Raw genomic sequence first — 21,022 nt, forward strand, 5'->3', positions numbered from 1 at the left:
GATCCCCACGAGCGGACGCGGTGCGCTCAGGCGACCGTCACGGTGCGCATGTGCCAGCCGGTCGCGCCGTCCGGGGCGGGCGGCGCCTCGTCCTGGGTCTGCACCAGGCCCTCGGAGTCGGTGGCGCGGACCAGGACGACGTGGTCGCCCGCGATCGCGTCCCACTCGTAGACCCACTGGATCCAGGTGTCGGCGGTGACGGCCTCGGCGAGGCGCGCCTCCTGCCAGGCGCCGCCGTCGATCTGCACCTCGACCTTCGAGATGCCGGTGTGCGGCGCCCAGGCGACGCCCGCGACCGCGACCGTGCCGGACGGGACGGCCTGGCCCTGGCGCGGGACGTCGATGCGCGACTCGACCTTGATCGGGCCGCGCTCGGTCCAGCCGCGGGTCGACCAGTAGGCGACGTCGTCCTCGAACGTGGTGACCTTGAGCTCGGTGACCCACTTGGTCGCCGAGACGTAGCCGTAGAGGCCCGGGACGACCATCCGCACCGGGAAGCCGTGCTCGACCGGGAGCGGCCGGCCGTTCATGCCGACCGCCAGGAGGCTGGCGCGACCCTCGTCGGTCAGCACCTCGAGCGGGCTGGAGGCGGTGAAGCCGTCGATGCTGCGGGAGAGCACCATGTCGGCGCCGGCGGTCGGGCGGGCACGGGCGAGCAGCTCGCGGATCGGGTAGCCGAGCCAGAGCGCGGTGCCGATCAGGTCGCCGCCGACCTCGTTCGAGACGCAGGAGAGGGTGACGAGGTGCTCCTCGAGCGGGAGGGCGAGCAGCTCGTCCCAGGTGAGGGTGATCTCCTCCTCGACCATGCCGGTGATCGTCAGCGACCAGTCCGCCGGGTCGACGCTCGGCACGGAGAGCGCGGTGTCGATCCGGTAGAAGTCGTCGTTCGAGGTGACGTAGCGGCTGATGCCCTCGATGTCGTCGAGGACGCCGGTCGCGGGGATCGGCGCGGCGGTGGCGGCGGGGGTCGGCAGCACGACGGCCTCGCGGACCGCAGTGACGGCGGAGGCGGCGGCCGTGACGACCCGCGCGCCCACGCCCGCGACGACGGCGGCGGCGCCGGCGATGCCGACCAGGCGGAGGAAGGAGCGGCGGTCGGTCGAGCCCTGGGCGGGCTCCTCGTCCCAGGCGCGCAGGCGGGCGGAGGCGGCGCGCAGCACCATCGCGCCGGCGACCATGCCGACGACGCTCGGCGCGGCGTCGATGCCGGAGGCGCCCTCCCGGCTGACGGCCGCGAGCGCGCCGAGTCCGGCGACGGCGGCGAGGAGCAGGACGCCGAGCGGGGTCTTGCGGTACTCCAGCAGCCCGGCGGCGATCGCGAGCAGGGCGACCGCGAGGCCGAGCGAGACGAGGAGGACGAGCTTGTCGCCGGTGCCGAACAGGGCGATGACCGTGTCCTTGACGCCCGGCGGGACGATGTCGATCACGAAGCCGCCGACCGCGACCAGCGGACTGCCGCCGGCGCCTGTGAAGACGGCGACGAGCTCGGCGGTCGCGAGGGTGACGGCGGCCGAGACGAGTCCGGTGAGGATCGCGAACAGTGCTACTCGTCTGGGGGCCATGAGCGGCACTCTAGGCCACGAGATCGAGCGTTCTCTGCGGACCGCGGGCGGGGTCTCGATACGCGGTGCGCGGCTACTCGACCAGCATGGAAGGCCGCTGCGCGCGAGTGGGCGAGTCGCTCTCGGCTCTTGATGATCGAGTAGCCCTCGAAGAGGGCGTATCGAGATCCACCGTCTCCAGCAGGTCGGGTCTCGATGCGCCGCTCCGCGGCGAGTCGACCAGCAGGCAGTGGCGGCTGCTCGACCTGCGTGGTCAGGTGGAGAGGAGGCGGGCGCCGTGGACCGGGCCGGAGACGCGGACCGCGCGCATCCGGGCGGCCGTCAGCTCGAGCTGCAGGTCGAGCGCCGCGTCGGCGTCGGGCAGGAGGAAGGCGACCGTCGGGCCGGAGCCGGAGACGAGGCCGCCGAGGGCGCCGCTCTCCTCGCCGCGCTCGAGGATGCGCGCGAGCCCGGGCTGCAGGTGCAGCGCCGGCGCCTGCAGATCGTTGTGCATGGCGTCGGCCAGCATGGCGGCGTCCCCCGCGCGCAGGGCCTGGAGGACGTTGGGGTCGATGCTCGGCGTCGCGGAGATCGGCCGGAAGTCGTGCAGGTGCCGCTCGCGGTGCCGGTCGAGCTCGCGGTAGACCTCGGGGGTCGACAGGCCCTGCTCCGAGAGCACGAGCACCCACTCGAAGCGGCCCTTGGCGAGCGCGGGGCTCAGCTCGTCGCCGCGGCCGACGCCGATCGCGGTGCCGCCGGTGAAGGAGAACGGGACGTCGGCGCCGAGTCCGGCGGCGATCCCGAGCAGCTGCTCGCGGGTGCAGGCGGTGCCCCACAGGGCGTCGCAGGCCAGCAGGGTCGCGGCGGCGTCGGCCGAGCCGCCGCCCATCCCGCCGGCGATCGGCACGTTCTTCTCGATCTCGAGGTGCACGCCGCCGCGGTAGCCGGTCGCCCGGGCGAGCGCACGCGCCGCCTTGATCGCGAGGTTCGACCCGTCGACGGCGAGGCCGCGGGTGTCGATCGAGCCGGAGAACTCGACCGAGAAGTCGGGCGCATCGCTCGCGCGGACGTCCTCGTAGAGGGACAGCGACTGGAAGGCGGTGGCGAGCTCGTGGTAGCCGTCCTCGCGGACGGCGCCGACCTTCAGGTAGACGTTGATCTTGCCTGGCGCTCGCGCGTGGACCCGGTTCGACGTCGTCGCGCGATGGGCCATGCGACCACGCTACAGGGTGGCGGAGCCGCGCTCGTCCGCGGCGGGAGCGCTCTCGTCGGCGTCCTCCGCGTCGCCGTCGACGTCGCCGTCCTCGCTCGCTGCGGCGGGCACCGCGCCGCCACGGACCGGCACACGTGCCGGGTCGAGAGCCCGACCGAGGGCGGTGAACGCCGCGACGTCGAGCTCCTCGCCGCGGGCCGTCTGCGGCACTCCGGCCGACTCGAGCGCGGCGATCGCGGCGGTGCTGTCGCCGAAGAGCGCGGCGAGCGACTGGCGGAGCATCTTCCGCCGCTGCGCGAAGGCCGCGTCGACCACCGCGAAGACCGCCCGGCGCAGGGTCTCGTCGCCCGGCTCCTCGCCGCGCTCGAACGAGACCAGCACGCTGTCGACGTTGGGGACGGGCCAGAAGATCTGCCGGGAGACGGTGCCGCCGGTCGTGAAGGAGCCGAACCAGGACGCCTTCACGCTCGGGCCGCCGTAGACCTTGGAGCCCGGGCCGGCCGCGAGGCGGAGCCCGACCTCGGACTGCACCATCACCACGCCGGAGCGGATGCTCGGGAAGTGCTCGAGGAAGTGCAGCAGCACCGGCACCGAGATGTTGTACGGGAGGTTCGCGACGAGCCGCACGGGCTCGCCCGGCAACTCGAGCACCTTCATCGCGTCGGCGCGGATCACCGTGAGCTCGGCGGCGGGCGCCATCAGCTGGACGGTGCGGGGCAGCTGCTCCGCGAGCCGGCCGTCGATCTCGACGGCGACGACCCCGGCACCCGCCTCGAGCAGGCCGAGGGTGAGCGAGCCGAGGCCCGGGCCGATCTCGACGACGCTCTCGCCCCGCTCCACGCGGGCGAGCTTGACGATGCGGCGGACGGTGTTGGCGTCGTGCACGAAGTTCTGGCCGAGCTTCTTCGTCGGGGTGACGTCGAGCAGCTGGGCGAGATCGCGGATCTCGGCGGGTCCGAGCAGCTTCGGGACGGCGTCCTCGTCGGGCCCCGCCTTCGCGGCGTGCCGGCCGGTCATGCCAGCTGCCCGACCGGCTCCGACGGCTCCGAGCCGACCTCGCCGCCCCACTCGCCGTAGACCTGCTCGGTGTTCGAGGCGATCGTGGCGGCCAGGTGGCCGACGTCGGTCTCGAGCGTCGCGGCCATCGAGCGGAGGGTGTGCGGGATCAGGTAGGGCGCGTTCGGGCGGCCGCGGAACGGCTCCGGAGTGAGGTAGGGCGCGTCGGTCTCGACGAGGATCAGGTGCCGCGGTGTGGCGACCAGGGCCTCGCGCAGCGACTCCGCGTTCTTGAACGAGACGGTGCCGGCGAAGGAGAGGTACCAGCCCTCGTCCGCGCACATCCGCGCCATCTCGGCGTCGCCGGAGAAGCAGTGGAAGACGGTGCGCTCGGGGGCGCCGACCCGGCGGAGGGTCTCCATGACCTCGCGGTGCGCGTCGCGGTCGTGGATCTGCAGCGCGATCCCGGTCTCCTTCGCGATGCGGATGTGCTCCTCGAACGAGCGGAACTGGGCGGCGCGGCCGCTCTCGCCGGTGCGGAAGAAGTCGAGGCCGGTCTCGCCGACGGCGCGCACGCGCGGCTGGGTCGCCAGCTCGGCGATCACGGCGAGAGCGTCGTCGAGCTCGCCGCGCTCCTCGAGGGCGGGCGCCTCGTTGGGGTGGATCGCGACGGCGGCGAGCATGCGCGGCTCGGAGGCGGCGCGCTCGGCCGACCAGCGGCTGGTCTCGACGTCGGTGCCGACCTGCACGACGCCGCGGACGCCGACCGTGGAGGCGCGGTCGAGCTGCTCCCGGTAGTCCAGGGGCTCGAGGCCGTCGCTGATCTCGAGGTGCGTGTGGTTGTCGTAGACGGGGACGACGAGCGCCTCGGGCAGCGGCGGGTACGTCAGGTCGCGGCCGGACGTGTTCTCGCGGGCGCGGACGTGCTGGCTGTCGGTCATGCGTCCAGGCTACCGGGGCGGGGCGGCGGGGCCCCGGAGGGTGGATCCGGAGAACCCGCGCCGGCGGACGGTGGATCTCGATACGCCCGCGCAGCGGGTTGCTCGATCAGCATGAGAGCGCCCGCGGAGCGGGCTGCGGGCTCCTCCAGCAGGCGAGGCAGCCGCAGCACAGCATGCTGGTCGAGCAGCCGCCGCAGGCGGCGTATCGAGATCCCGGCTCAGGACTCCGGGACCTCGATGCGGGGGAAGAGCGGCGCGAGGGTGCCGACCGTGGTGCCGACCGGCAGCTGTCCCCACTCCCCCGCCGCGCGGAGCGGCTGGGCCGTGAGGGCGCCGAGCGCGTCCTGCACGCCGAGCGCCTCCCAGAGCGCGGTGGTCGCGCGGGGCACGACCGGCGAGAGCAGCACGGCCAGGGCGCGCAGCCCCTCCGACGCCGTGTAGAGCACGGTGCCGAGGCGCTCGCGCTCGTCCCTCTTGGCGAGCGCCCAGGGCTCCTGCTCGGTGATGTAGCCGTTCAGCTCGTCGACGATCGTCCAGACGGCGGTGATCGCGTCGTGGATGGCGAGGGTCCCGATCGAGCGGTCGGCCGCGGCCGCCGCCTCCGCGACGGTCGCCTGCACGCGCTCCTCCGCCTCGGTCGGCGCCGAGGGCTCGGGCACGACGCCGTCGTAGTAGCGGTGCAGCATCGCGATCACCCGCGAGGCGAGGTTGCCGAAGCCATTGGCGAGCTCGGCCTGGTACCGCGCCGCGAGGTCCTCCCAGGAGAAGGAGCCGTCCTGCCCGAAGGTGATGGCGCGCATGAAGTAGTAGCGGAACGCGTCCGAGCCGAAGGTGTCGGTGATCTGCTCCGGCGCGATGCCGGTGAGCTTCGACTTCGACATCTTCTCGCCGCCGACGAGCAGCCAGCCGTGGCCGAAGACCTGCTTCGGCACGTCGAGCCCGGCGGCCATCAGCATCGCGGGCCAGATCACCGCGTGGAAGCGGAGGATGTCCTTGCCGACGATGTGGGTCGCCGGCCAGCGGCGCTCGAACTCCGCCTCGTCCTGGCCGTAGCCGACGGCGGTGATGTAGTTGAGCAGCGCGTCGAACCAGACGTAGACGACGTGAGAGTCGTCCCACGGCACCTTCACGCCCCAGTCGAAGCTCGAGCGCGAGATCGAGAGGTCGGCGAGGCCCTGGCGGACGAAGCTGACCACCTCGTTGCGTGCCGACTCGGGCTGCACGAAGTCGGGGCGCTCCTCGTAGAGCGCGAGCAGCCGCTCGGTGTACTCGCTCATCGTGAAGAAGTAGTTCTTCTCCTTGAGCAGCTCGACCGGCTTGGAGTGGATCTTGCAGACGTACTGGCCCTCGTACTCGCCGGTGCCCTCGTCGAGGTCGGAGAGCTGCTTGTACTCCTCGCAGCCCACGCAGTAGTAGCCCTCGTACTCGCCGGTGTAGATCGCGCCCTGGTCGTAGAGCTTCTGCAGGAACTTCTGCACGTTGAGCTCGTGGCGCGGCTCCGTCGTGCGGATGAAGTCGTCGTTGGCGATGTCGATCGTCGACAGCAGCGGCTGCCACGCGTTCTGCACGAGCCGGTCCGCCCACTCCTGCGGGGTCGTGCCGTTCGCGGTGGCGGTGCGGAGGATCTTCTGGCCGTGCTCGTCGGTCCCGGTCAGCAGCCAGGTGTCGTCGCCCGCCTGGCGGTGCCAGCGGGTGAGGACGTCGGCGGCGACCTCGGTGTACGCGTGCCCGATGTGGGGGACGTCGTTCACGTAGAAGATCGGGGTCGTGAGATAGAAGGAGGCGCCGTCGGACATGGCGACCATCCTAGGGTTCGGCGCCGGGGCCTCCCGCTGTGTGACGGAGCGGTGCCGGACGCGACCCGGGCCGGCTCAGCCGCGACGCGAGGCGAGGGCCGCCTCGTAGAGCGCGCGCTTGGAGAGTCCGGTGATCTCCGCGACCTCGGCCGAGGCCTCCTTCAGCCGCGCGCCGGCCGCGACCCGCTCGAGGACGTCGGCGAGTCCGTCCTCCAGGGAGGCCTCCCGCTCGGGCGCGCCCTCGACCACCAGGCAGATCTCGCCGCGGAGGCCGTCGGCGGCCCACTCGGCGAGCTCGGCGGCGGTGCCCCGGCGCACCTCCTCGAACATCTTGGTCAGCTCGCGGCAGACCACGACCCGGCGCTCGGGGCCCATCGCCTCGACCAGATCGGCGAGGGAGTCGCCGATGCGGTGCGGCGACTCGAAGAAGACCATCGTCCGGCGCTCGTCGACGAGGGAGCGGAACAGCGTGACCCGCTCGCCGTGCTTGCGCGGCAGGAAGCCCTCGAAGCTGAAGCGGTCGGTCGGCAGGCCCGAGACGGCGAGCGCCATCAGCACGGCGGAGGGGCCGGGGAGGGCGGTCACCCGGACGCCGGCGGCGACGGCCGTCTCGACGAGGTGGTAGCCCGGGTCCGACACCGTGGGCATGCCGGCGTCGCTGAGGACGAGGAGGTCCTCCTCGCGGGCGAGCTCGACCAGCTCGGCGGAGCGCTCGCGCTCGTTGTGGTCGTGCAGCGCGTAGAGCTGCGGCCGGTTCTCGATCCCGAGGGCCCGGAGCAGCTGGATGGTGACCCGGGTGTCCTCCGCCGCGATGTGCCGGGCGCTCTCGAGCGCCTCGACGAGCCTCCGTGTCGCGTCGCCGAGATTGCCGATGGGCGTGCCGGCCAGGATGATCATCCGTCCATCCTCCCAGTCGCCGCCCATCCGCACCGGAACGCGGCCCTGCGGCGGAAGCGCGCGCCGTTAGCATGGCCGGGTGACGGACCGACCGCAGCGCGACTTCGACGACCTGCTCCTCGACTCCGCGGGGGCCTCGCGGTCCGTGCCGGTCGGGCCCGCGGACGGGAGCACGGACGGGAGCGCCGCGCCGGCCCACGTGCGCGGGAGCGCTCCGGACGTGCCCCGCGGCTCCTGGTTCGACGACGTGCACGACCGCCTCGTCGCGACCACCGTGCGCCGCCGGCTCTGGGAGCTGGGGCTGCCGATCCTGGTCGTCCTGGTCGCCGCCGTGCTCCGGCTCTGGAACCTCGGCCACCCGCGCTCACTCGTCTTCGACGAGACCTTCTACGTCAAGGACGCCTGGACCCTCTGGAACCTCGGCTTCGAGGGCGCCTGGCCCGAGAACCCCGATCCCGGCTTCGCCACCGGGGCCGTCGACGTCTTCACCGGGGCGCCGTCCTTCGTGGTGCACCCGCCGCTGGGCAAGTGGATCATCGGGCTCGGGATGGGGCTGCTCGGCGCGGACGACAGCGTCGGCTGGCGCCTCGCCACCGCGATCGTCGGGATCCTCGCGGTCGCCCTCGTGATCCTCATCGGGAAGCTGCTCTTCCGCTCCACCTTCCTCGCCTCGCTCGCCGGCCTGCTGCTCGCGATCGACGGGCACGCGATCGTGATGTCGCGGGTGTCGCTGCTCGACGGCGTCCTGATGTTCGTGGCCCTCTGCGGTGTCGCCGCGATCCTCCTCGACCGGCGCTGGGCCGAGGAGCGGATGGCCGCGAAGGTCGCCGCGGGCGACCTGCCGAGCTGGGGTCCGGTGCTGTGGTGGCGGCCCTGGCTGCTCACCGCCGGCCTGATCTTCGGTCTCGCGGCCGGCGTGAAGTGGACCGGGATCTACTTCCTCGCCGCGTACGGCGTCTACGCCGTGGTCGTCGACGCCCTGCTGCGCCGGCGCGCGGGCGTCCCCTTCTGGGCGAGCGGGGCGATCCTCAAGCAGGGGCCCGTCACCTTCCTCCTGGTCGTGCCGATCGCGCTGATCGCCTACGTCGGCACCTGGCTCGGCTGGCTGCGCACCTCCGGCGGCTGGGCGCGGCAGTGGGCGACGGAGGCGCCGGGCAACGCCTGGACCGGCGCGCTCGCCTGGGTGCCGGACTGGGCGCAGAGCCTGTGGCACTACCACGTGCAGATGTACGACTACTCGATCAACCTGCGCGCCACGCACCCCTACGAGGCGAATCCGCTGACCTGGCTGCTGATGCTGCGGCCGACGAGCATGTACTTCGTCGACCAGGCCACCGGAGTCGACGGCTGCGCGGCGGTGCGCTGCGACGAGGCGATCACCTCGGTCGCGAATCCGCTGATCTGGTACGCCGGCGTGCTCGCGCTGGTCTACCTGCTCTACCGGCTCGCGCGCTACCGGGAGTGGCGCGCCGGCTTCGTGCTGATGGGGATCGTCGCGGGCTACCTGCCCTGGATGCTCTACCTCGACCGCACCGTCTTCCAGTTCTACTGCGTGGTCTTCGAGCCCTACATGATGCTGGCGCTCGCCCTGACGGCGGGGGTGGTCATCGGCGACCGCGGTGACGAGCGCGGCCGGCGCACGCGGGGCATCGTGATCGTGCTGATCTTCGTGGTGCTCGCCGCCGCGCTGACGGCCTACTTCTACCCGCTCTGGACGGGGCAGCAGACGTCCTTCTCGTTCTGGCAGGCGCACATGTGGCTGCCCTCGTGGGTCTGATCGCCCGGATCGGTCCCGGGCTCGCGGTCTGCGCGGCCGCGGCGGTGCTGGCGTTCGCGGTGCACCTGGCCATGCCCGCCGTGCCGATGCTGACGGCGGCGGTGGCGCTCGGGATCCTGGTCGCGCAGCTGCCGGCCTCCCGCCCGCTGCTCAGCGGCCGGCTGGCACCGGGGCTCAAGTTCTCCTCGCGCACGCTGATGCGCACGGGCATCGTGCTGCTCGGGCTCAAGCTCTCGCTCGTCGACATCGCCGCGCTCGGCTGGGGCGCGATCCTGATCGTCGTCGCGATCGTGCTCGCGACCTTCGGTCTGACCTACGGCCTCGGGCGGGCGCTGCGGCTGCCGGGGCGCGAGCCGCTGCTGCTGGCCGCGGGCTTCTCGATCTGCGGGGCCTCGGCGATCGGCGCGATGGCCGGAGCGACCCGGGCGAAGGAGCAGGAGCAGGCGGTGCCCGTCGCACTGGTCACCCTCTGCGGGACGCTCGCGATCGCGGTGCTGCCGGCGCTGCGGTATCCGCTCGGGCTCTCCGACGTCGAGTTCGGGCACTGGGTGGGCGCGTCGGTGCACGACGTCGGCCAGGTGGTGGCGACCGCGCAGGTCGCGGGGGCGTCGGCGCTCGCGATCGCGGTGGTCGTGAAGCTGGCCCGCGTGGTGATGCTCGCGCCGATGGTCGCGGTGGCCGCCGCGGTGACCCGGCGTGCCGGCGCCGAGGGCGGTCCGCGGCCGGCGATCGTGCCGCTGTTCGTGGTCGGGTTCCTCGCGGCGGTGCTGGTGCGGACGCTCCTGCCGCTGCCGGAGGGCGTGCTGGTCGCGGCGGACACGGCGCAGACCTGGCTGCTGGCCGCCGCGCTGTTCGCGCTCGGCAGCGGCGTGCGGCTGCGCGCGCTGCTGACGACCGGCTGGCGGGCGCTGGTCGTCGCGCTCGCGTCGTGGTTCGCGATCGCGGCGATGGCGCTGGCGGCGGTGCACGCGACGCTGTGACGCTCGGCCTGGACGAGCACTCCGAGCCTGGGACTGTTACGGGATGCGACGCCTCCGCGCCGCGGTGTCGGCGGCGCCCGCTAGCGTCGATCGCATGGCAGATCGCGAGTACGGCTTCAAGACGCGGGCAATCCACGCCGGCAACATCCCCGACCCGGTGACGGGCGCGCGAGCGCTGCCCATCTATCAGACGAGCGCGTTCGTCTTCGACGACACCTCCGATGCGGCGGCGCGCTTCGCGCTGCAGAAGTACGGGAACATCTACTCCCGGCTCTCCAACCCCACCGTCGCCTCGTTCGAGGAGCGGGTCGCGAGCCTCGAGGGCGGCCTCGGCGCCGTCGCGACCGCCTCCGGCCTGTCGGCGCAGTTCATCACCTTCGCGGCGCTGGTCGGCGCGGGCGACCACGTCGTCTCCTCCGCCAACCTCTACGGCGGCTCGATCACCCAGCTCGACGTGACGCTGCGGCGCTTCGGCGTCGAGACGACATTCGTGCAGTCGAGCGATCCGGCGGATTACGCCGCGGCGATCACCGACAAGACCAAGGTGCTCTACGCCGAGACGATCGCGAACCCCTCCGGCGAAATCGCCGACATCGAGGGCCTCGCTGCCGTCGCGCACGCCGCCGGCATCCCGCTGATCATCGACTCCACCGTCGCCACGCCGTACCTCGTCCGCCCGATCGAGTGGGGCGCCGACATCGTCATCCACTCGGCCACCAAGTTCCTCGGCGGGCACGGCACCACCCTCGGCGGCGTCGTCGTCGAGTCGGGCCGCTTCCACTACTCGGCGGAGAAGTTCCCGCTGCTGCACGACGCGGTCGCCTCCTACGGCGGTCTCTCCTGGGACGGCAACTTCGGCGAGTACGGCTTCCTCACCCGCCTGCGCGCCGAGCAGCTGCGCGACATCGGCCCGGTCCTCGCCCCGCACTCCGCGTTCCTGCTCGCGCAGGGCGTCGAGACGCTGCCCTACCGGATCCAGGCGCACGTCGACAACGCCCGCCGCGTCGCGGAGTGGCTCGACGCCGACCCGCGCATCGAGGCGGTCTACTGGGCGGGCCTGCCCGCGCACCCGCACCACGAGCGTGCGCAGAAGTACCTGCCGAAGGGCCCCGGCTCGGTGTTCAGCTTCGTGGTCAAGGGCGGCCGCGCCGTCGGCCAGACCTTCATCGAGTCGGTCGACCTCGCCAGCCACCTCGCGAACATCGGCGACGCGAAGACCCTGGTGATCCACCCCGCCTCGACGACGCACGCGCAGCTCACCGAGCAGCAGCTGCTGCACGCCGGGGTGCTGCCGGGCCTCGTCCGGCTCTCGGTCGGCATCGAGGACGCGGACGACATCATCTACGACCTCGACCAGGCGCTCACCCGCGCGGTCGAGGAGCACGGCACGCCGGACGCACCGACCGAGCTGCCGGACGACGTCTCGGTGACCATCGACTCCCCGACCGTGGAGGTCTGACCATGAGCGACACCGCCCTCGCGCCCGCTGCCGCCGAGGCCGACGACACCGTCGTCGCGCACCTGTCCAACGGGCTGAGCTGCTCCGTGCCGACGAACTCGCCCCTGGCGAAGCTGCTGAAGTCGCAGCGCACCTGGGTCGGACCGGACGCGAAGAAGCGGCTCGAGATCCTCCGCCGCGCGAAGACCGTCGCGATCGTCGGCGCCTCGCCGAACGCGGCGCGCTCGTCCTACTTCGTCTCGACCTACCTCCAGCAGTCGAGCGACTACGAGCTGTTCTTCGTGAACCCCAACGCGAAGGAGATCCTCGGGCAGCCCGTCTACAAGAGCCTCGCCGATCTGCCCGTCGTGCCGGACATCGTCGACGTGTTCCGCAAGGCGAGCGACATCCCCTCGGTCATCGACGACGTCGTCGCCATCGGCGCGCCGACCGTCTGGGTGCAGCTCGGCATCTGGAACCAGGAGGCCGCGGAGTACGGCGAGTCGAAGGGCCTCACCGTCGTGATGGACCGCTGCATCAAGGTCGAGCACGCGCGCTTCCACGGCGGCCTGCACCTCCTCGGCTTCGACACCGGCCAGATCACCTCCCGCAAGACCCTCCGCTGACGCCCCTCCTCCTCCCGCGAGATGCCACTTGTGCACGCTTTCCTCGGCGTGTCGCGTGCACAAGTGGCATCTCGCGGAGGGGGGGCAGGGGTGCGGGGTCAGTCGCCCTTCACGTTGACGAGCTGGCGGAGGGTGTGCCGGATCTCCACGAGATCGGCCGCGTCGGCCATCACCCGGTCGATCGGCTTGTAGGCCGCCGGGATCTCGTCGAGGAAGGCGTCGGTGTCGCGGTACTCGATGCCGGTCATCGCCTCGCGCAGCTGCTCGTGCGTGAAGGCCTTCCGCGCCGCCGACCGCGAGTACTCGCGCCCCGCACCGTGCGGTGACGAGTTCAGCGACATCGCGTCGCCGCGCCCGGCCACCACGTACGAGGCCGTCCCCATCGAGCCGGGGATGAGGCCCGGCCGTCCGGCGTCGGCCTGGATCGCACCCTTCCGGCTCACCCAGACGTCGCGGCCGAAGTGGCGCTCCTTCTCGGTGAAGTTGTGGTGGCAGTTGATCCGCTCCCGCTCCTGGACGCCGCCGCCGATCCACTCGGAGAGCTGCCTGATCACCCGGTCCATCATCTCCTCGCGGTTGAGCAGGGCGAACCGCTGCGCCCAGCGCAGCTCGGCGACGTAGCGGTCGAACTGCTCCGTCCCCTCGACCAGGTAGGCGAGATCCGGGTCCGGCAGGGCGATCCAGTGCTGCTCGCAGTACTCGCGGGCGATCCGGATGTGCTCGGTCGCGATCCGGTTGCCCACGCCCCGGGAGCCGGAGTGCAGGAACAGCCAGACCGCGTCGGTCTCGTCGACGCTCACCTCGATGAAGTGGTTGCCGCTGCCGAGCGAGCCGACCTGCAGCCGCCAGTGCTTCGCGGAGCGCGCCGGGTCGAAGCCCGCCGCGGCGGCGAGCGCCTCCAGCTCGGCGACCCGCGGCTCGGCGGTCGCGACGATCGTGCGGTTCGCCGCTCCCGCCGACAGCGGGACCGCGCGCTCGATCTGCCGCCGCAGCTCGCCCAGGTCGCGGCCGGCGAGGTCGCTCCGGGAGAACTGCGTGCGCACGGCGATCATGCCGCAGCCGATGTCGACGCCCACGGCCGCCGGGATGAGCGCGCCGAGGGTCGGAATGACCGAGCCGACCGTTGCGCCGCGCCCGAGGTGGGCGTCGGGCATCAGCGCCAGGTGCGGATGGATGAACGGCATCTCCGAGGCTGTGAGTGCCTGCTGCCGCGCGTTGTCGTCCAGGATGCTCGCCCAGGAGACGAGCCGCTCCGTGATTCTCTGCATGGTCCTTCCTCTCGTGAAGGCCCGGCAACGCCGGGATCGGGGTGGGACGCGCTCGGGGCGGCAGGATGCCGCGAGCCGACCGCGAGGCCCCTCCCCTGCAGAGGAGTGCCGACGCGCGAGGGCCCCGAGACGATGTCGTCCGGGGGCCTGGGCGATGGCCTAGGGGTGCCGGACGACGCCGGGCTGGAGGTTCGCGGGACCGCGCTTCGAGCGTTCGAGCTCGACCGCGCCGGCGAGGGCGCGGGGGCGGTCGGCGACGAGCAGCTCGACGCGGGTCGATCGGTACGCGGTCACGGGCTGCTCCTTCCGGGCGTCGGTGGGCGCACTCCGGTGATGCGCTCGCCGACGGTAGCAGCGCCCCGCACGGGCGTGCAACCCGGGCGTGTCGCGGGACACCGCCCGTCGCGAGGTCCAGGCGCAGGATCCTCCTGGCCCACGCCTGAGCGCCTCCCCCGTGAGTCGGAGTCTCCTCCGCATCGCGTGCGCGGTCTCTGGGCGATCCCTCCGTGTCCCCGGATCCGTGACAACGACAGGAGTAGGCAGGACGGGCAAGGGAGAAGCGAACTCCGCCGATCGTGACAACGAATCAGGCCGCCCGGCGGCCACGAAGAGGTGTACGAAACGATGAGAACCACCCGTCCCACCCCAGTCACCCAGCGCCCCAGGCGCCTCCTGATCGCGGGGGTCGCCTGCGGCGCCCTCGCCTTCGGGTCGGTCGCCACGGCACCCGCGGTCTTCGCGGCCGAGGCGCCCGTCAGTGCCGCAGCCGCCTCGGCCGCCGCCTGGCCCGTCGTCGCCGAGGGCGAGAACAGCGCCAACGCCCGCACCGTGCAACACCTGCTGAACGCCGCCGGCGCCTCCGTGGACGCCGACGGCGTCTTCGGCCCCGCCACCGCCGCCGCGGTGACCTCCTTCCAGAGCGCTCGCGGTCTCTCGGCCGACGGGATCGTCGGCGCCCAGACCTGGGCGGCCCTGATCACGACGGTGTCCTCCGGGGACTCCGGCGAGGCGGTCAGCGCGCTCCAGGTCCAGCTGAACAAGGTCGGCGCGAGCCTCACGGTCGACGGCGCGTTCGGCGCCGCGACCCTCGCCGCCGTGAAGAGCGTCCAGTCGGCGGCCGGGCTCACGGTCGACGGCGTCGTCGGACCGCAGACCTGGCAGTCGCTCGTCGGCGCGGGCTCGGGCACGACGCCCGACCCCGGCCAGCCGGGCGAGACGTTCGCGACCCTCAGCGAGGAGCAGCTCGCCAACGTCCGCACGATCATCGCGGAGGGCAAGACGGCCGGCGTGCCCGAGTACGGCTGGGTCGTCGCCATCGCGACGGCGATGCAGGAGTCGCGTCTGCGGAACCTCTCGGGCGGCGACCGCGACTCGGTCGGCCTCTTCCAGCAGCGCCCGTCGGCGGGCTGGGGCGACGCGGCCGACCTCGTCGACCCCGTGTACGCCTCGAGGGCCTTCTACGGGGCGGCGAACAGCCCCACCACCAACACCGGCCTGACGGACGTCGCCGGCTGGGAGTCGATGTCGGTGACCGAGGCGGCGCAGGCCGTGCAGGTCTCCGCCTACCCGGACGCCTACGCGCAGTGGGAGACCCTGGCGCGCGAGGCCGTCGAGAGCGAGGGATGAGGATCATGAGCACCACGGACATCAGCACGACCACCACCACGAGGGCTCCCGAGACCCGGCGTTCACGGGGCCTCGGCGCCCGCGCCCTCGCGGCCGTCACCGCCCTCCTGCTCGCCCTCGGCGTCAGCGTCGGGACCGCGACCAGCGCCCAGGCGGCCGACTGGCCCGTGCTCTCCTCCGGCGCGTCCGGCGAGGACGTGACCACCGCGCAGTACCTGCTGCGCTCGTCGGGTCAGTCGCTCGCCGTCGACGGAGCGTTCGGCGCCGGCACGCAGTCGGCGGTCACCTCCTTCCAGTCCGGTGCGGGCCTCGCGGCCGACGGCGTGATCGGCGCGGCCACCTGGGGCGCGCTGACCGTGACCGTGCAGAGCGGCGCCTCCGGAGACGCGGTCAGCGCCGTCCAGACGCAGCTGAACGCGAACGGCGCGTCCGTCGCGGTCGACGGTGCCTTCGGAGCCGCGACCACCGCCGCGGTGCAGAGCTTCCAGGGCGGTGCGGGACTGACCGCCGACGGCATCGTCGGTCCGGCCACGTGGAAGGCGCTGATCGCCGGCACGGGCGGCGGCACCACGCCTCCCCCGTCGGGCGACGCCGCCGCGACCGCGCAGGCCATCCTCGACAACCCGGGGATCGAGCTCTACGAGCTCGGCTCGGACGCCGCCTCCACCTCGCTCGCCAACATCCGCGACACGGCCGCCGGCCGGCCCGCGAAGACGAGCCCCGAGGGCGACGCCGGTGTGACCTCGGTCGCGCTGAACCCCGCCATGCTCGACGCGCTGCTGAAGCTGAACACGCAGTACGGCCACACCCTGCGGGTCACCTCCATCGCGGGTGAGGACCACTCCACCGGCTCGGGCCACTACACCGGCGACGCGGTCGACATCGACCTGATCGACGGCGTGCGGGTCATCGAGGGCGCCGACCACCAGGCGATCCAGAACGCCTGCGCCGAGATGGGCGCGACGCTCACCCTCGGCCCCGGCGACGCGGGCCACTCGGACCACGTGCACTGCGAGTTCTGACACCCGGGACCCCGGTTCCGATCCGCTGAACCACGGGGGCGGGCGCTCGAAGGGGCGCCCGCCCCCTTCTGCGCGCGAGGCGTAGTCTCGGCGGATGAGTGCTTACGTCTCCGCCTTCGACCTGTTCAGCGTGGGGATCGGCCCCTCGAGCTCGCACACGGTGGGGCCGATGCGGGCGGCCCTGGCCCTCGCCGAGCGGCTGCGCGACGCGGGGCTGCTCGACCGGGTGAGCCGCGTGGTCTGCACCCTCTACGGCTCGCTCGGCTCGACCGGCATCGGTCACGGCACGCCCGATGCCATCGTCGCCGGGCTTGCCGGGCTGCACCCGGAGACCTGCGATCCGGAGGAGGTCCGCGGGGCCTGGAGTCGCCTCGACCAGGACGGCTCGATCCTGCTCGCGGGTGCCGTGCGCCTCCCGATGACCCGCGACGACATCGCCTTCGAGCCGCGCACCCGACTCCCCGAGCACCCGAACGCCCTGACCTTCAGCGTCTGGCTCGGCGACGCGGCGCTGCCCGAGTGGGAGGAGACCTACTACTCGATCGGCGGCGGCTTCATCCGGCGGGCCGGCGAGCGCGCCGAGCTGGCCTCGCTCGCGCCGCACCCCTACCCCTTCGTCTCCGCGCTCGACCTGCTCGCGACCTGCGACCGCACGCGCTCGAGCATCGACGAGATCGCCGCCGCCAACGAGCGAGCGCTGCACCCCGGCCTCGACGTCGACGCGCGGCTCGACGCGATCTGGGACGCGATGGCCGCCTGCGTCGAGCACGGCCTGGCGACCGAGGGCGTGCTGCCCGGCGGGCTCGGCGTGCAGCGCCGCGCCTCCGTCCTGCGCGGCAGGCTCGAGGCCTTCGAGGACGACCCGCTGGACCGCGCGCGGGCGACCTCGGTGGAATGGCTGCACGCGTTCGCCCTCGCGGTGAACGAGGAGAACGCGGCCGGCGGGCGCGTCGTCACCGCGCCGACGAACGGAGCGGCGGGGATCATCCCGGCCGTCGCTCACCACTACCTCCGCTTCGTCCCCGGGGCGGACCGTGCGGGGATCCGGCGGTTCCTGCTCACCGCGACGGCGATCGGCTCGCTCTGCAAGACCAACGCCTCTATCTCGGGCGCGGAGGCCGGCTGCCAGGGCGAGGTCGGCTCGGCGTGCGCGATGGCGGCCGGCGCGCTCTGCGCGGTGCTCGGCGGGACGCCACGGCAGGTGGAGAACGCGGCCGAGATCGCGATGGAGCACCACCTCGGGCTGACCTGCGACCCGGTCGGCGGCCTGGTGCAGATCCCGTGCATCGAGCGCAACGCGATCGCGGCGTCGACGGCGGTCAGCGCGGCCCGGCTGGCGCTGCACGGCGACGGGACGCACCGGGTCTCGCTGGACACCGTGATCGAGACGATGCGGCAGACGGGCATCGACATGTCCTCGAAGTACAAGGAGACCAGCGAGGGCGGTCTCGCGGTCAACGTCATCGAGTGCTGAGCAGCACCGCCGTGTGACGCCGGATGAAGCGGCGTGACACGCCGATCTGCGGAGCGTCGGGGGTCGGACCTAGCGTTGTCCGAGTGAGCAGCTCCCCCTACCTCGCCCGGCCGATCGTCTCGACCCAGTGGCTCGCCGACCACCTCGGCCGCGAGCACCTCGTCGTCGTCGACGCGAGCGTCCTGCTCGTGACCGGCTTCGACGGCCGGCCCGGCTACCTCGGCGGCGATGAGCAGTACCTCCTCGAGGGCCACGTGCCCGGCGCGGTGTTCGGCGACCTGCTCGCCCAGCTCTCCGACCCCGACGCGCCCTTCCCCTTCACCAGGCTCGACCCCGAGCGCTTCGCCGCGGCGACCGCCGCTCTCGGCATCGACGACGACTCGGTGGTCGTCGTCTACGACTCCGCGGTGGGCCAGTGGGCGTCGCGCCTGTGGTGGCTCCTGCGCGCCGCCGGGCACGACGCGGTCGCGGTGCTCGACGGCGGCCTCTCCGCGTGGCGCCGCGAGGAGCGCCCGATCGAGACGGGCCACGTCGAGCCGCGGGCCGCCGGGGGCGTCACCGTGCGCCCGGAGCGCCCGCTCTGGATCGACAAGGCCGGGGTCGAGCGCGTCGTCCGCGGCGAGGAGCCCGGAGCGCTGGTCTGCGCCGTGCCGCCGAGGGAGTTCACCGGGGAGCAGGGGCGCCGTCCGCGCCTCGGCCACCTCCCCGGCTCGGTCAGCGTCCCGGCCGTGCGCCTGGTCGACCGCGAGGACAACACGCTCCTCCCGCCGGAGCGGCTGCGGGCGCTCTTCGGCGAGAGCCTCGAGGCCGAGCGGATCGTCCTCTACTGCGCGGGCGGGATCGCCGCGACGGCCGACGCGCTCGCGCTGGCCGTGCTCGGCGTGGACACCGCGGTCGTCTACGACGGCTCGCTGAACGAGTGGGCCGCCGACCCCGACGCCCCGCTCGTCGTCACGGCCGCATGAGCAGCTCCTCCGGCAGCTCGGTCGTCGGCAGCGCGCAGACGAACGCCTCGCAGGAGTAGGCCGTCGGCAGGCCGTCGCGCGACGTCCGGCCCTCGAACAGCTCGAAGCCCGCGAGGGCCCACTCGGCCGCCGCGCCGTCGCTCACCACCGCCAGCACACCCAGCCCGGTCTCCCGTGCGCCGCGCTGCAGCTCCGTGCGCGCGCCGTCGTCGGGAACCACGACGACCAGCTGCGTGACCGGTCGCGCGAGGTGCTCCGCCAGGGCGAGCACGCCGCCGAACCCCATCGGCTGCCCGAGCGCGCCCGGCCCGATGCCCGCGACCACGGCCTCCGCCGCGTCCCGGTAGCGCCGCTCCCCCGTCAGCAGATACAGCCCGTGCGCCGCGTCGGCCGCCGCCGAGAGCCCCGAGGGGTAGGCGCCCTCGGACGGATCCGCCGCCAGCAGCAGCCCGCGCGCGGTGAGCGCCGGGTCCCCGCCGCCCGGCAGCGCGAACGGCGGCCAGGACGGGGCCGCATCCAGCGCCCCGTCGATCAGCGTCCGGGCGACGACCGCGTAGCGCGGCGCCCCCTCGGCGAGCGCCAGCTGCAGCAGCCCGCCGGCGAGCATGCCGAGATCCTCCAGCGCCGGGCGCGCGGCGGAGACGGAGTCGCCGAGCGAGGCGCGGACGCTGACGCGCCCGTCGACGAGGTGCCGCTCCAGGAGGAGATCGGCGGCGTCGCGCGCGGCAGCGATCCAGTCCTCCCGGCCCAGGGCCCGCCCGGCTCGCGCGAGCGCTCCGATCGCCAGCCCGTTCCAGCCGGTGACGACCTTCTCGTCGAGCGCGGGCGGGGTCAGATCCGTGCGGTCCTCGGCGAGGTAGTAGCCGCCCTCCGAGCGCTGCCCGTCGACGATGCTCTCCGAGTCCTGCGCGCTCGCGAAGCCCCCGCTCGGCCGCCGCAGCGTCTCGAGCAGGAAGGACGCGACGCCCTCCGCCACCGCGGCGAGCGCCTCCCGGTCGGTGCCCTCGCGCCCGAGCAGCACCGCCGCCACATCGAGCAGCTGGGCGTTGTCGTAGAGCATCCGCTCGTAGTGCGGATCGCTCCAGTCCTGGCGGGTGGCGTAGCGGAAGAAGCCGCCGTCGCGATCCCTCAGCGGCGAGCCCGCCAGCGTCAGCAGCGTCCGCTCGGCCAGCTCCGCGCCGTCGTCCCGCGACGCCAGGAGCCCGAGCACCGGCGCCACCGGGAACTTCGGCGCCCCGCCGAACCCCCCGTGCACCCGGTCCTCCTCCTCGGCGAGCGCCCCGACGGCCGCCGCGAGCGCCGCGTCGTCCGGGAGCGCGTCTCCCGTCGGCACCACCGCCGTCGCCTCCCGCAGCGCCGCGCTCAGCGACCCCGCCGTCGCCTGCACCTCGTCGCGCCGCAGCCGCCACGCCTCCGACACCGCGTCGAGCACGTCCGAGAACGCCGGCACCCCGCCGACGGCCCGCGGCGGGAAGTACGTCCCCGCATAGAAGGTCTCCCCGGCGGGAGTCGTGAACACCGTCAGCGGCCAGCCCAGATTCCGCGTGAACGCGCTCGCCGCCGTCAGATACGCGGTGTCGACGTCCGGATGCTCCTCGCGATCCACCTTGACCGCCACGAACCCGTCGTTCAGCCGCGCCGCCAGCACCGGATCCGAGAACGACTCCCGCGCCATCACATGACACCAGTGGCAGGTCGCGTACCCGATCGACACCAGCACCGGCACGTCCCGGCGCACCGCCTCGGCGAACGCCTCCTCCCCCCACGGGAACCAGTCCACCGGGTTGTCGGCGTGCGAGCGGAGGTACGGACTGACACTGGAGCGAAGTCGTTCGGCCATGCCCTCCACGCTAGACGCCGCCCCGCCCGTGGGGCCGTTCATGCTGATCGAGTAGCCCGCGCAGCGGGCGTATCGAGATCCACCACCGTCAGGAGATGAGTCTGCAGACCCGCCCTGCCGACGACGGCGGGTCTCGATACGCCCCTCCGGGGCTGTTCGACCAACTTGAAGGGACGCCGCGGCCACGCCGCCCGCTGAGGACGACAGGTCCTGAGACGACCGAGTCTCATCCCGAAGGGATGGACGCCCCCTCGCCGCTGTCTCACCCCGAAGGGGTGGACGCGGTGCCTCGTCCGCCCCACCCGTCAGCACGTCAGACGCCGAAGGACGCCTCAGCGCTCGAAGAACCACCCCGTCGGCCGCTGCGGCCCCGGCGACCCGCCGCCGCTCGCCCGCCGGCCGAAGACCAGGTACGCGATGCTCCCCGCGAACGGCAGGATCACGATCAGCGCCACCCAGCCGACCTTCGCGACCTTCGACAGCCGCCCGTTCGCCAGCACGCCCCGGATCGCGAGGATCAGCAGGACGATGTTGAGGATCACGAGGAGGGACTGCGTGCTCACACTCGGCTCTCTGCTCGGTCCGCGCTGCGGGAGCGGCGTCCCGCGGGATTCCGCGGGAG

At 73.2% G+C, this 21,022-nt stretch carries 18 protein-coding genes; 8 read left to right on the forward strand and 10 right to left on the reverse strand.

Annotated features, from left to right (window positions below):
* Positions 1-26 precede the first annotated feature (26 nt).
* The 6 genes from GTU73_RS14770 to rsmI form a co-directional block, all read right to left on the reverse strand.
* Positions 27-1,562 (reverse strand): molybdopterin-dependent oxidoreductase, encoded by a 1,536-nt coding sequence (locus tag GTU73_RS14770; RefSeq protein WP_160090453.1) that lies wholly within the window; start codon positions 1,560-1,562, stop codon positions 27-29.
* A gap of 253 nt (positions 1,563-1,815) precedes the next feature.
* Positions 1,816-2,754 carry a 4-(cytidine 5'-diphospho)-2-C-methyl-D-erythritol kinase gene (locus GTU73_RS14775; protein WP_160090454.1) on the reverse strand — a complete coding sequence of 313 codons (939 nt, stop codon included), beginning with the start codon at positions 2,752-2,754 and terminating at the stop codon, positions 1,816-1,818.
* A 9-nt stretch (positions 2,755-2,763) separates the two neighbouring features.
* Positions 2,764-3,771, reverse strand: a complete 1,008-nt coding sequence (gene rsmA, locus GTU73_RS14780) for a 16S rRNA (adenine(1518)-N(6)/adenine(1519)-N(6))-dimethyltransferase RsmA (protein ID WP_160090455.1) — start codon at positions 3,769-3,771, stop codon at positions 2,764-2,766.
* Positions 3,768-4,691 carry a TatD family hydrolase gene (locus GTU73_RS14785; protein WP_160090456.1) on the reverse strand — a complete coding sequence of 308 codons (924 nt, stop codon included), beginning with the start codon at positions 4,689-4,691 and terminating at the stop codon, positions 3,768-3,770. Before GTU73_RS14785 ends, rsmA begins: the two co-directional genes overlap by 4 nt.
* Before the next feature lie 218 nt (positions 4,692-4,909).
* Positions 4,910-6,487 carry a methionine--tRNA ligase gene (gene metG, locus GTU73_RS14790; RefSeq protein WP_160090457.1) on the reverse strand — a complete coding sequence of 526 codons (1,578 nt, stop codon included), beginning with the start codon at positions 6,485-6,487 and terminating at the stop codon, positions 4,910-4,912.
* A 75-nt stretch (positions 6,488-6,562) separates the two neighbouring features.
* Complete coding sequence (gene rsmI / locus GTU73_RS14795) at positions 6,563-7,384, reverse strand: 16S rRNA (cytidine(1402)-2'-O)-methyltransferase (protein ID WP_160090458.1); 822 nt, start codon at positions 7,382-7,384, stop codon at positions 6,563-6,565.
* A gap of 79 nt (positions 7,385-7,463) precedes the next feature.
* Between rsmI and GTU73_RS14800 the strand changes: the two genes are divergently transcribed.
* The 4 genes from GTU73_RS14800 to GTU73_RS14815 all read left to right on the forward strand — a co-directional run bounded on the left by GTU73_RS14800 (position 7,464) and on the right by GTU73_RS14815 (position 12,205).
* Complete coding sequence (locus GTU73_RS14800; RefSeq protein WP_244231654.1) at positions 7,464-9,161, forward strand: phospholipid carrier-dependent glycosyltransferase; 1,698 nt, start codon at positions 7,464-7,466, stop codon at positions 9,159-9,161.
* On the forward strand, positions 9,140-10,141 hold the full coding sequence (locus GTU73_RS14805) for a putative sulfate exporter family transporter (protein WP_160090459.1): 1,002 nt from the start codon (positions 9,140-9,142) through the stop codon (positions 10,139-10,141). Before GTU73_RS14800 ends, GTU73_RS14805 begins: the two co-directional genes overlap by 22 nt.
* 94 nt (positions 10,142-10,235) lie before the next feature.
* Entirely contained in the window at positions 10,236-11,600 is a 1,365-nt protein-coding gene (locus tag GTU73_RS14810; RefSeq protein ID WP_160090460.1) for an O-acetylhomoserine aminocarboxypropyltransferase/cysteine synthase family protein, read from the forward strand.
* A 2-nt stretch (positions 11,601-11,602) separates the two neighbouring features.
* Complete coding sequence (locus GTU73_RS14815; protein ID WP_160090461.1) at positions 11,603-12,205, forward strand: CoA-binding protein; 603 nt, start codon at positions 11,603-11,605, stop codon at positions 12,203-12,205.
* A gap of 98 nt (positions 12,206-12,303) precedes the next feature.
* On the opposite strand, the gene GTU73_RS14820 is transcribed toward GTU73_RS14815, so the two are convergent.
* Together GTU73_RS14820 and GTU73_RS19515 are read right to left on the reverse strand one after the other, a co-directional pair.
* Positions 12,304-13,473, reverse strand: a complete 1,170-nt coding sequence (locus GTU73_RS14820) for an RtcB family protein (RefSeq protein WP_160090462.1) — start codon at positions 13,471-13,473, stop codon at positions 12,304-12,306.
* A 159-nt stretch (positions 13,474-13,632) separates the two neighbouring features.
* Complete coding sequence (locus GTU73_RS19515; protein ID WP_279630796.1) at positions 13,633-13,767, reverse strand: hypothetical protein; 135 nt, start codon at positions 13,765-13,767, stop codon at positions 13,633-13,635.
* A 330-nt stretch (positions 13,768-14,097) separates the two neighbouring features.
* Here GTU73_RS19515 and GTU73_RS19520 point away from each other — a divergent pair, with 330 nt between their 5' ends.
* The 4 genes from GTU73_RS19520 to GTU73_RS14840 all read left to right on the forward strand — a co-directional run bounded on the left by GTU73_RS19520 (position 14,098) and on the right by GTU73_RS14840 (position 18,560).
* On the forward strand, positions 14,098-15,099 hold the full coding sequence (locus GTU73_RS19520; RefSeq protein WP_160090463.1) for a peptidoglycan-binding protein: 1,002 nt from the start codon (positions 14,098-14,100) through the stop codon (positions 15,097-15,099).
* A 5-nt stretch (positions 15,100-15,104) separates the two neighbouring features.
* A complete protein-coding gene (locus GTU73_RS14830; protein WP_244231655.1) occupies positions 15,105-16,121 on the forward strand; it encodes a peptidoglycan-binding protein in 1,017 nt (338 codons plus the stop codon).
* Between the two features lie 94 nt (positions 16,122-16,215).
* Positions 16,216-17,595: an L-serine ammonia-lyase gene (locus tag GTU73_RS14835; protein WP_160090465.1), complete on the forward strand. Its 1,380-nt coding sequence runs from the start codon at positions 16,216-16,218 to the stop codon at positions 17,593-17,595.
* Between the two features lie 83 nt (positions 17,596-17,678).
* Positions 17,679-18,560 carry a rhodanese-like domain-containing protein gene (locus GTU73_RS14840; RefSeq protein ID WP_160090466.1) on the forward strand — a complete coding sequence of 294 codons (882 nt, stop codon included), beginning with the start codon at positions 17,679-17,681 and terminating at the stop codon, positions 18,558-18,560.
* Here the strand turns inward: GTU73_RS14840 and GTU73_RS14845 are convergent.
* Together GTU73_RS14845 and GTU73_RS14850 are read right to left on the reverse strand one after the other, a co-directional pair.
* Entirely contained in the window at positions 18,547-20,400 is a 1,854-nt protein-coding gene (locus GTU73_RS14845; RefSeq protein ID WP_160090467.1) for a DUF255 domain-containing protein, read from the reverse strand. The genes GTU73_RS14840 and GTU73_RS14845 overlap by 14 nt on opposite strands.
* A 332-nt stretch (positions 20,401-20,732) precedes the next feature.
* Complete coding sequence (locus GTU73_RS14850) at positions 20,733-20,963, reverse strand: PLD nuclease N-terminal domain-containing protein (protein WP_160090468.1); 231 nt, start codon at positions 20,961-20,963, stop codon at positions 20,733-20,735.
* Positions 20,964-21,022 lie beyond the last annotated feature (59 nt).

Source organism: Rathayibacter sp. VKM Ac-2804 (assembly GCF_009866655.1).
Lineage (GTDB): Bacteria > Actinomycetota > Actinomycetes > Actinomycetales > Microbacteriaceae > Rathayibacter.

Bases quoted from the DNA above. Each gene is read 5' to 3' on its own strand.
- GTU73_RS14785 (WP_160090456.1), bottom strand. From the start codon at position 4,691: ATGACCGACAGCCAGCACGTCCGCGCCCGCGAGAACACGTCCGGCCGC.
- GTU73_RS19520 (WP_160090463.1), top strand. From the start codon at position 14,098: ATGAGAACCACCCGTCCCACCCCAGTCACCCAGCGCCCCAGGCGCCTC.
- GTU73_RS14770 (WP_160090453.1), bottom strand. From the start codon at position 1,562: ATGGCCCCCAGACGAGTAGCACTGTTCGCGATCCTCACCGGACTCGTC.
- GTU73_RS14815 (WP_160090461.1), top strand. From the start codon at position 11,603: ATGAGCGACACCGCCCTCGCGCCCGCTGCCGCCGAGGCCGACGACACC.
- GTU73_RS14845 (WP_160090467.1), bottom strand. From the start codon at position 20,400: ATGGCCGAACGACTTCGCTCCAGTGTCAGTCCGTACCTCCGCTCGCAC.
- GTU73_RS14830 (WP_244231655.1), top strand. From the start codon at position 15,105: ATGAGCACCACGGACATCAGCACGACCACCACCACGAGGGCTCCCGAG.
- GTU73_RS14835 (WP_160090465.1), top strand. From the start codon at position 16,216: ATGAGTGCTTACGTCTCCGCCTTCGACCTGTTCAGCGTGGGGATCGGC.
- rsmI (WP_160090458.1), bottom strand. From the start codon at position 7,384: ATGATCATCCTGGCCGGCACGCCCATCGGCAATCTCGGCGACGCGACA.
- GTU73_RS14820 (WP_160090462.1), bottom strand. From the start codon at position 13,473: ATGCAGAGAATCACGGAGCGGCTCGTCTCCTGGGCGAGCATCCTGGAC.
- GTU73_RS14810 (WP_160090460.1), top strand. From the start codon at position 10,236: ATGGCAGATCGCGAGTACGGCTTCAAGACGCGGGCAATCCACGCCGGC.
- metG (WP_160090457.1), bottom strand. From the start codon at position 6,487: ATGTCCGACGGCGCCTCCTTCTATCTCACGACCCCGATCTTCTACGTG.
- GTU73_RS14775 (WP_160090454.1), bottom strand. From the start codon at position 2,754: ATGGCCCATCGCGCGACGACGTCGAACCGGGTCCACGCGCGAGCGCCA.
- rsmA (WP_160090455.1), bottom strand. From the start codon at position 3,771: ATGACCGGCCGGCACGCCGCGAAGGCGGGGCCCGACGAGGACGCCGTC.